The sequence below is a fragment of the Kitasatospora sp. NPDC127060 genome (genome assembly GCF_042724935.1).
Classification (GTDB): Bacteria; Actinomycetota; Actinomycetes; order Streptomycetales; family Streptomycetaceae; genus Kitasatospora.
Genome location: NZ_JBHXEG010000174.1, coordinates 1 through 4,148, shown reverse-complemented (window position 1 = coordinate 4,148; position 4,148 = coordinate 1). Strand labels below are relative to the sequence as shown.

4 protein-coding genes and 1 pseudogene are annotated in these 4,148 nt (G+C 71.6%); 3 read left to right on the top strand and 2 right to left on the bottom strand.

The features are described 5' to 3' along the window. Together ACFWIS_RS40455 and ACFWIS_RS40450 are read right to left on the bottom strand one after the other, a co-directional pair. Positions 1-96, bottom strand: a pseudogene (locus tag ACFWIS_RS40455) (electron transfer flavoprotein subunit beta); the annotation flags it as partial. A gap of 356 nt (positions 97-452) precedes the next feature. Then, positions 453-866: a thioredoxin family protein gene (locus tag ACFWIS_RS40450; protein WP_380464026.1), complete on the bottom strand. Its 414-nt coding sequence runs from the start codon at positions 864-866 to the stop codon at positions 453-455. Between the two features lie 208 nt (positions 867-1,074). On the opposite strand from ACFWIS_RS40450, the gene ACFWIS_RS40445 reads away from it, so the two are divergent. From ACFWIS_RS40445 to ACFWIS_RS40435, 3 genes are all read left to right on the top strand, one after another. Beyond that, positions 1,075-1,500 (top strand): DUF4395 domain-containing protein, encoded by a 426-nt coding sequence (locus ACFWIS_RS40445; protein ID WP_380464028.1) that lies wholly within the window; start codon positions 1,075-1,077, stop codon positions 1,498-1,500. Between the two features lie 238 nt (positions 1,501-1,738). Next, positions 1,739-2,509, top strand: a complete 771-nt coding sequence (locus tag ACFWIS_RS40440) for a lysophospholipid acyltransferase family protein (protein ID WP_380464030.1) — start codon at positions 1,739-1,741, stop codon at positions 2,507-2,509. A gap of 202 nt (positions 2,510-2,711) precedes the next feature. Further along, positions 2,712-4,016, top strand: coding sequence for a TolB family protein (locus tag ACFWIS_RS40435; RefSeq protein WP_380464031.1), 1,305 nt, complete (start codon positions 2,712-2,714; stop codon positions 4,014-4,016). Positions 4,017-4,148: the final 132 nt, after the last annotated feature.

Genomic DNA, 4,148 nt, shown 5'->3' with positions numbered 1-4,148 from the left:
CACACCCTCCCGGTCAGTGGTGTGGTCGTCCGCGAAACGACGGTCACCCGTCGCGTCCGGCACGTACTTCACACAGACGACGATCCTCAAGCTCACGGCCTTGTCTCCTGTACTGGTCTCGTCCGGCGGCTGCGACGTGCAAGCGGGTGCGAACACGCCACGCACCCGCTCCGGGCAGCGAGTTTCCCGTGCCGGTCCGGAACTTCCTGGCAGCATACTCGCCGGTAGTCCAGTGGTCACTACTGGCCAGTAGCTTAGGGCGGAGGGCGCGCGCCGCCGCTTGCGCCCATCCTGCCCCAGCCGGAGGCCGGGTCCACCTCGCGGGGCGGCGCGAACCGACGGCAAACAGATAACAGCTGACAGCGAACAGATTTCATCATCTGTTCGCTGTCAGCTGTTATCCGTCAGCCGTTTCACCGCCGACCCGTCACCCCTCAGCCGCTCCCCACGGATCACACCGCCTGGCCGAGCGCCGCGATCACATCCGCCTTGCGCGGCATCCCCGCCGCCCGGCGCACCACCCGGCCCGCCGCGTCCAGCACCAGGACGGTCGGCGTCCGCAACACCTCCAGCCGGCGGACCAGCTCCAGCTGGGCCTCGGCGTCCAGCTCGACGTGCGCGACCCCGTCGACCATCTCCGCCACCTCGGCCAGCACCCGTCGGGTAGCCCGGCACGGTTGGCAGAAAGCGGTGGAGAACTGCACCAGAGTCGCCCGCTCACCGAGCGGCCCGCCCAGCTCCGCCTCCGACAGTCGTACCGCCCCGTCCTTGGTGCGCACCCTCAGCCTCCCGTCACGCCCGGTCCTCGACAGCCCGGACCCGGTCGCCGCCGCCAACACGACGAGGCACACCACCAGTCCGGTCATCCCTCCAGTCTGCGACAGCACGGCCGGGCTCCGAAAGGGTGGTCGACCTGCCGACACCAGCCCCGTACGATCGGCGGGTGGACTCCGACCGCCCCTCCCCGCCGCTGCTGACCGTCCGTCGCGTCGTCGACCTGGGGCTGGCCACCACCGCCCGCTGTCGCTGACGCGCCCCACCACAGCCGTCCGTCGCGACCCTCCCGGAGCCCCCTTGCAGACCGACCCTCGCGGTCACCGCTTCGCCGCCGCGCTCACCACCCTGGTGCTGGCCGCCGCCCTGATCACCGGCAGCGGCCTGCTGCTGGCCGCCCAGGCCCTGGTGTTCGTGCTCGGCGCGGCCGGCGGCCCCCGACTGTCCCCGTACGGCTGGCTGTTCCACACCTTCGTCGCACCCCGCCTGGCGCCGCCCACCGCGACCACGGACGAGCGCCCGCTGCGCTTCACCCAGGGCGGCGGGGCGGTGTTCGCCACCGTGGCCGCCCTCGGCTACTTCACCGGGGTCCTCTGGCTCGGCCTGCTGGCCGGCGCCTTCGCCCTGGCCGCTGCCTTCCTGAACGCCGCCTTCGGCTACTGCCTGGGCTCCGAGATCTACCCGATCGTCCGCCGCGCCCAGGGCCGGCTCGGCGCCGGGGCCTGAGCTCCGACGGATCGCCGAGGGCCGGGCAACGGAAAGGTTCCGCCCCGGGTTCATCACGGACATCACACCGTGAATATTCGCTTGACCGCACGGCTCAGGTGACAGCAGGCACTCGTTCGGGGGATCATCTCCGTGTATCACCCGTGACCGCCGCGGCGTGCCGTGCTCCGGTCGGCTCCCACGCACGGCTCGGGTACCCGCCGTACCGGGCCCCGGCCCGTGGAAGTCAGGACTGACCGTGGCAGAGTTCGTCTACCCGCCGGTGATCGGCGCCGCACTCACCGCTTTCCGTGCGCTCGACGTGCGGATCAAGATCGTCGGCGCCGAGCACATCCCCGCCAGGGGCGGAGCGGTGCTGGTCAGCAACCACATCAGCTACCTGGACTTCCTCTTCGCCGGCCTCGGCGCCTACCGCGGCGGGAAGCGCAAGACCCGCTTCATGGCCAAGGACGACGTCTTCCGGCACAGCATCTCCGGCCCGCTGATGCGCGGCATGAAGCACATCCCGGTCGACCGCACCGACGGCCAGCCCGCCTACGAGGCCGCCGTCCGCGCCCTGCGGGCCGGCGAGGTCGTCGGGGTCTTCCCCGAGGCGACCATCAGCCGCTCGTTCATGCTGAAGAAGTTCAAGACCGGCGCCGCCCGGATGGCCGCCGACTCCGGCACCCCGCTGCTGCCCGTCATCCTCTGGGGCACCCAGCAACTCTGGACCAAGGGCCGCCCGAAGACCCTCACCAAGCGCCACGTCCCGGTGACGATCATGATTGGCGAACCGATTCACCTGGAGCCGGGCGACAAGCCCGTCATGGTCACCAGAAAGCTGCGCGCCGCCATGAGCGAGATGCTCGACCGAGCCCAGCGCGAGTACCCCGGCAAGCCGTCCGGCCCGGACGACTCCTGGTGGCTGCCCGCCCAGCTCGGCGGCACCGCGCCCACCCTGGAGGTCGCCGAGGCCGAGGACGAGGCGGAAGCCGCCGCCAAGGCCGAGCGCCGCGCCGCCCGGGACTGACCCACCCCGCCGCACCCCACCCACCCCGTCTACTCCGTGTGACCGAGCGAATGCGATCCGTCGCGTGTCGCCCCGGCCGCCGACACACCCCGTCTGACACAGTGACAGCTCGTTCCAGGGCCTTCCTCCTGGATGCGTCCTGCGTCCCTCCCACATCGGAGTCGGGCACACGTCGGAGCGGTCGGAAAGGTCGAAGACGGAGATGACACGGATCACCGGCACACGGCAGTCCCCCACCAGCAGCAAAGCCCGCACCCGAGCAACCGCCGGTGCGGGCCTCCTGCTTGTGGGCACCCTGCTCACCGGGTGCGGGGCCGAACCCGGCGACATCCCGCTCTCCGAGATTCGCCCGGAATCACCCACCGCCTCGCCCGACCCCAGCCCGTCCGCGGCCCCCGGCGTCGTCGGCGCCGCGAACGCCGAGGCCCACAACGGACTGATCGTCAGCCGGGCCTACACCGACGCCACCCGGTCCACCAGCGCCATCGTCACCCTCGGGCCCGACGGCGCCGGCCAGCACCAGATCACCCAGCCGCCCGAGCGCGCCCGCGACGACCGCCCCGACTGGTCCCCCGACGGCACTGCCATCGCCTTCGACCGCACCGACCCCCTGACCGGCTCGGCCCGCCTCTGGACGGTCTCCGCCGACGGCGACAACGCCCATCGGATCAGCCAGCTGTGCGACAGCGGCAGTGCCACCGCCGACTGCGCCAACGAGGACGAACGCGCCCCCGCCTTCTCCCCGGACGGCAGGCAACTCGCCTTCAGCCGCTCCTGGGGGGCCCTGGACCAGGCCCACAACAACCAGGTCCAGTACTCGGACCTCTATCTGATGAGCCCCGACGGCACCAGCGTCCAACGGCTCACCTTCCTCACCAACGACAAGCCCTACTCCGGTGCCATCAGCAATCCCAGCTGGTCCCCGGACGGCAAGCAGCTCACCTTCGAGTACCGCACCAGCGCCACCGCACAGCCCGCCAACAGCCGCGCCATCTACGTCGTCGGCGCGGACGGCACCGGCCTGCGCCAGCTCACCCCCTGGGAACTGCGCGCCGGCGACCGCGCGGCCTGGTCCCCCGACGGCACTCAGATCCTCTTCACCACCTACCCGGCCGGGCCCGACAACGCCCCCGGCGGCGGCATCTACACCGTCCACCCCGACGGCACCGCCATCGGCGCACTCACCCCCGCCCCTTCCACCGCCTTCTACGGCTCGGCCTCCTACGCGCCCGACGGCAAGTCCATCGTCTTCGCCCAGGCGCCCGCCGGCTCCGGCGCGGACCTCTACAGCATGCGCCCGGACGGTACGGGCGTCGCCCGGCTCACCAACAGCGCGGACAAGTGGCTCGACCGGCCGTCCTGGGGAACGGCGGCCGTGCCGACGGCCCAGGCGACCCCGGCCGGGGCGACGCCGTCCGGGGCCCCGACCGCTGAGGCCACGCCAGCCCAGGCCCAGGGGCAGCCGAAGACCGACGACACCCAGCCGCAGGACGACGACGACAACTGAGCGCGAAGCAGAAATGCGAAAAGCCCCTGATCCTTTTGGATCAGGGGCTTTTCTGAAGAATTGTTCGGCGGCGTCCTACTCTCCCACAGGGTCCCCCCTGCAGTACCATCGGCGCTGTGAGGCTTAGCTTCC

Excerpts from the sequence above, each read along its gene's own strand:
- ACFWIS_RS40450 (WP_380464026.1), bottom strand. The coding sequence starts at position 866 with ATGACCGGACTGGTGGTGTGCCTCGTCGTGTTGGCGGCGGCGACCGGG.
- ACFWIS_RS40435 (WP_380464031.1), top strand. The coding sequence starts at position 2,712 with ATGACACGGATCACCGGCACACGGCAGTCCCCCACCAGCAGCAAAGCC.